This is a genomic window from Pseudorhodobacter sp., from assembly GCF_030452865.1.
Classification (GTDB): Bacteria; Pseudomonadota; Alphaproteobacteria; order Rhodobacterales; family Rhodobacteraceae; genus Pseudorhodobacter.
In genome coordinates, this window is the sequence record NZ_JAKDLJ010000266.1 from 1 (window position 1) to 5,111 (window position 5,111).

At 58.4% G+C, this 5,111-nt stretch carries 4 protein-coding genes and 1 pseudogene; 4 read left to right on the forward strand and 1 reads right to left on the reverse strand.

Translation table 11 applies throughout. The features are described from left to right. From L0H65_RS14125 to L0H65_RS14135, 3 genes are all read left to right on the forward strand, one after another. A partial coding sequence (locus L0H65_RS14125; RefSeq protein ID WP_301459690.1) for an MFS transporter occupies nt 1–607 on the forward strand: 607 nt, incomplete at its 5' end. Nucleotides 608–998: 391 nt separating this feature from the next. Beyond that, entirely contained in the window at nt 999–2,054 is a 1,056-nt protein-coding gene (locus L0H65_RS14130; protein WP_301459691.1) for a 2,3-butanediol dehydrogenase, read from the forward strand. An 87-nt stretch (nt 2,055–2,141) separates the two neighbouring features. Further along, nucleotides 2,142–3,290, forward strand: coding sequence for a hypothetical protein (locus tag L0H65_RS14135; protein ID WP_301459692.1), 1,149 nt, complete (start codon nt 2,142–2,144; stop codon nt 3,288–3,290). Nucleotides 3,291–3,461: 171 nt separating this feature from the next. On the opposite strand, the gene L0H65_RS14140 is transcribed toward L0H65_RS14135, so the two are convergent. Next, nucleotides 3,462–4,562, reverse strand: a complete 1,101-nt coding sequence (locus L0H65_RS14140; RefSeq protein ID WP_301459693.1) for an aminomethyltransferase family protein — start codon at nt 4,560–4,562, stop codon at nt 3,462–3,464. Nucleotides 4,563–4,889: 327 nt separating this feature from the next. Between L0H65_RS14140 and L0H65_RS14145 the strand changes: the two are divergent. Then, nucleotides 4,890–5,111 (forward strand): annotated as a pseudogene (locus L0H65_RS14145) (MFS transporter); the annotation flags it as partial.

A 5,111-nucleotide genomic window follows, 5' to 3' on the forward strand; every position in this document is an offset into this window, starting at 1 on the left:
GATGGGCGTTGTCTTCGCCCGCCAGATCGGCCTCAGCGTGTCGGAAGCGGCCATGTTCATGAGCGTCGTGGTTTTGGGCGGCTTGGCCTTTCAGGTGCCGATCGGGATGCTGGCCGACAGATTTGACCGGCGCGTTGTGATGGCCGGCATCCTGATCGCCGTGGGCACATCATGGGGGCTGTTGTCGTTCTCGATCGCAAACGGGATATCCCTGTTCGTTTTGATGGCTTTGGCCCTCGCTTTTGGAGGCGCGATCAGCAGTGTCTATCCGCTCTGTGTCGCGCAGACTTTCGACCGGCTGGATCGCAAGTATTATGTGGCCGCTTCAGGGCGTCTGCTGATGGTCTATTCCATCGGCGCAACCATCGGTCCTTTGCTGACCTCGGCGCTGATGGCGGTCTTTGGCCCGGCATCGTTTTTCGTGTTCGAGTCTGTGGTCGCCATCGCCTACGCGGTGTTCGTGCTGTTCATCATCCGCGCGGTGCCGCAACTGCCCGAACCCGAGCGCGAGAAATACGTGCCGCTGCCCGATATCTCCCCCGCCGCGCTGGCGCTGGATCCGCGCGCCGAGCCGGAGCCGGAAGAGCCTGTGTCGGCTCAGAGCTGACCGGATCACGGCTTATAGGCCCAGACTCGTCGTCGCGAGGAAGAAATAGATCGGCATCCCGGTCGCGCCCGGTATCGTCGTGACCGGTGGCTCGCTGGCTGTCGCGGGACAGAGCCGCAGTCGGCTGAGCAGAAAGGGCAGCTGCGTGATCACCAGGACAAAACGCATCTCGGGCGGCACGTCCGGCGCGCGCGCCCCACTCAAACCCTCCAAATAATGGGGAGTGGGGAATATGACGCATTTCATATGAATTGCAATCTGTCAGCCGTTGTTCGAGGTGCATACCTTATAAAAACTGTAAGAATTCCTATATATAGTAAAGGGCCACAAAACAGGGGGCCCCTGAACCACATGTCGGGCGTCGACGCCTGGAGAACACGGGAGCAAAATCATGAAAGCCGCACGCTGGTACGCCGCCAAAGATATTCGTGTCGAGGAAATCGACGAACCGCAGGTTACTCCCGGAGATATCAAGATCAAAGTGGCCTGGACCGGCATTTGCGGCAGCGATTTGCATGAGTATCTTGCCGGTCCGATCTTCGTTCCCGTCGATGAAAACCATCCGCTGAGCCACGACAAGGCCCCGATCACGATGGGCCATGAATATGCCGGCGAGGTCACTGAACTGGGCGAGGGCGTCGAGGGGTTCGAAATCGGTGACCGGGTTGCGGTCGAGCCGATTTATCATTGTGGCAAATGCGATGCGTGCCGCGAAGGAAAATACAACCTGTGCAAGGATTTGGGTTTTGTCGGCCTGTCCGGTGGTGCGGGTGGATTCGCCGCCTATTCCGTGGTGCCGGCGCATATGGCGCACAAGATGCCCGAAGGGCTGTCGATGGAACAGGGCGCGCTGGTCGAGCCTGCCGCCGTCGCGCTGCATGCTGTGCGGGTCAGCAAGATCAAGGCAGGCGATACGGCGGCGGTCTTTGGGGCCGGGCCCATCGGGCTCTTGGTGGTCGAGGCGCTGCGCGCTGCGGGCGCGTCCAGGGTCTATGTCGTCGAGCCATCCGAGGAGCGCCGCGCCAAGGCTATCGAACTGGGCGCGACACGCGCGATGGATCCCACTGAAACCGATGTTGTCGCCGAAATCCGCGCGGCAACGGGCAGCGGCGTCGATGTTGCCTTCGAGGTGACGGGCGTGCCGCAGGTTCTGGCACAGGTGATTGACAGCACCCGCCACGAAGGCCAGGCGCTCGTGGTGTCAATCTGGGAGACCGAGGCGTCGTTCCAGCCCAATACAATCGTGCTGAGCGAACGCACGATCAAGGGCACCATCGGCTATCGCAACGTCTATCCGGCGGTGATGGAGTTGATGACGCGCGGGTTTTTTCAGGCCAAGAACCTTGTAACAAAGCGCATCGAAATAGATGATATCGTCACCGAAGGATTCGAGGCATTGTCGTCGGAAAAATCCCAGGTCAAGATTCTTGTAAAGGCACCTGCCTGACGCCTTCCGAACCGAACCGTTGAAACCCGTGGAGAGCCTGACCATCTTGTCAGGTTCTCCGATGCTGCATAACGTTAGGAGACATGAATGAACGAACTTGAGCACGACTATAAGACTGTTTTGCTGGCCGATCACGCTGGCCCCTGTATCTCGCTTTACCAACCGACCCACCGCACCTTTCCGGATCGCAAGCAGGATCCGATCCGCTTTGGCAATCTGTTGAAAGAGATCGAGGCGTCGCTGGCCCGTCAATATGCCGGTCGTGACATCGACGCGCTATTACGCCCCTTCCGCACGCTGGAAGAGGATGAGCCGTTCTGGAACCACACGCTCGACGGGATCGCCGTTTTTGCCACCCCCGAGCTGTTCAAAGTCTATAATTTGCAGCGCACGGTGAAGGAAAAGGCAATCGTCGCGGACAGTTTCCACACCAAACCGCTGGTGCGGATCCTGCAATCGGCGGATCGCTTCAATGTTCTGGGCGTAAGCCGCCACGGGGCGACCCTGTTCGAGGGCAATCGCTATGCGCTGGATGAAGTGAAACTGGAGGCGGATTTCCCGCAGGATTTGGAGGATGTGATCCGCGCCGGCAGGGACGACCCCGAGCGCGCGAAGCGCGCCCATGGACCGACCGGACCGGGGCAAACAACCCGCCACGGCATGAACGTGCGCCGCGAGTTGACCGACAATGAGACGCGCCGGTTTTTCCGGGCCGTGGACGAGGCCGTTGCCAAAACCTATTCCAAGCCATCAGGCTTGCCCCTGCTGCTGGCCGCGTTGCCGGAGCATCATAGTCTGTTCCGCGAAGTCAGCAACAATCCCGCCCTGATGGCGCAGGCAATCGACGTGGACCCCGCGTCGATATCCGATGAGGAATTGCGCAAGCGTGCCTGGGACATCGTGCTTCCCCGGTATACCGAACGTCTGGATGCGTTGATCGAACAGTTCGGAACGTCCAAGGCAAACGACCGTGGCAGCGCGGACCTGACCGAAATCGGCAAGGCAGCCGCCGCTGGCCGCATCGCCACCTTGCTGATCGACGCGGACCGTGTAGTGCCGGGCCGTTTTGACCCGGAAACAGGTCATGTCGCATTCGCCCGTCTTGAAGACCCGGATGTCGATGATTTGCTCGACGATCTGGGCGAGCATACGTTGCGAACCGGCGGTGACGTGGTGGTCGTCCCGCCAAAGCAGATGCCCTCTGATACCGGCATCGCCGCGATCTACCGGTTTTGAGGCCAGAGCATTTGATTAAAGCGTCACGCCTTTAACCTGTGGCAGGGTCAAGGCGTGACGCTGCATGACATATTAATGGTTTGGGCGTTCCACCATAAACCCGTGATCGAGGTTTATGGCAGAACGCTTTGGCGGCATCATCTCGGTGCCGCTGACATCGCCTGCCCGCGCTCATGCGCGAAGCCGTTCCTTCTTTTTGTCGTAGAACGGCAGATTCTCAACCACTACGTCCTGTGCGCCTGCGTCTTGGCCAACCGTCAGCTTTGCCCCCTCAGCGACGTCCGGGTCGAGATAGGCAAACGCCAGCGATCTTTTCATGCGGTGCGAATAGGCGGCGGTGACGATCTTGCCGACCTTCTTGCCGCCGCGATATAGTTCTTCGTTGCCCTCAAAAAGCGGCTTGTCCGACGGGCAGGAAACGCCCCGCGTAACGAAACCCTCCTTGCCCTTCTTGGCCAGAACTGCTTCGCGTCCGACAAAATTTCTCTTGTTCTTGTCGATCGTAAACCCAAGACCGACCTCCCAGGGAGTCGTATCCTCGTTGACGTCGAACGGATGGAACAACAGCCCTGCCTCGACACGCACGGGCGTCAGGCTGGCGAACGAACAAGGCTGGATACCGTGATCCTTTCCCGCATCAAGAATGCTGCGCCAGATATGCGGCGCATCTTCGGCTGATGCGTAGATCTCATAGCCGCGCTCGCCCGAATAGCCAACACGCGCAAGCATCACATCCCGGTCGAACAGCTTGGTTTTCATGTGCTGGAAGAATTTCAATCCGGTCACATCACCGTCGGCATTCGGCGCGAGGATCTCGACGGCCTTCGGGCCCTGAACCGACATGAGCTGAAGCGCGTTATCCCATTCCAGCGCGACGTTTTTATCCTGGGCGATGCCCTCAATAACGTCGCCACTGTTGCCAGTGCCAATGACATAAAGGAATTCGTTATCACCGGTACAGAAGACGACGCTGTCATCGACCACTCCGCCCTCATCCGTCAGCACACAGGTATATGTGGCGCTGTTCCGCTTGAGCTTGCTGATGTCGCGGGTACAGGCCTGATCCAGAACCGCACGGGCGTCCGGACCCCTGAGCCAAAGCATGCGGAACGCGGTGAGATCATACATCCCGGCCGCGTCGCGAACAGCGTCGTGTTCCTGTTCGGTGGTGATTCCGGAATAGCTGGCAACCAGTTTCAGGCCGTTCCAGTCCATAAATTCAGCGCCAAGGGCGCTATGTTCATCCTTGAGGGCGAAAACACGCTTAGTCATTTAGTCCCGTCCTTTCCTGAATGTTTCATGCGGAGAACCGCAAGCACCTTGCGATCCCGAGCCAATATCGGTGCCAGCGCGGGCTCACGATTGGTGCGAAGTCTCAACGGCATTCGGGAGATTGTAATCAAAACCACCGCTCCGAAATTTGCCATGGAGTTTCGGTATTTTTCTTTATATCTTAATACCATAAAGGGCTTTTGAAGTCAAATTACAGCGTTCGGCTAGAGGTTCCAAAAAACATGGTTCGTCTCTAGGTCTGATTTGTAATCGACCAGCGCACAAACTATAGGAGTCCAGTGATTCCGCACACGGAAGGACATGAGTTTGACTTCGACGAAGACAGATGCAAACACATCCGCGAGGGTTGACGCCGATCCGACAACGGATCCGGTGAGATGGCGTATTCTCGCGGTGCTGTTGGTCACAATCTTTATGACGCTCGTCAGCGTCAGCATCGTGAACGTCGCGCTGCCTTCGATCCGGCTGGGCCTCGATGCGTCGGAGGCGGATCTGCAATGGGTCCTGTCGGGCTATGCGCTGACATTT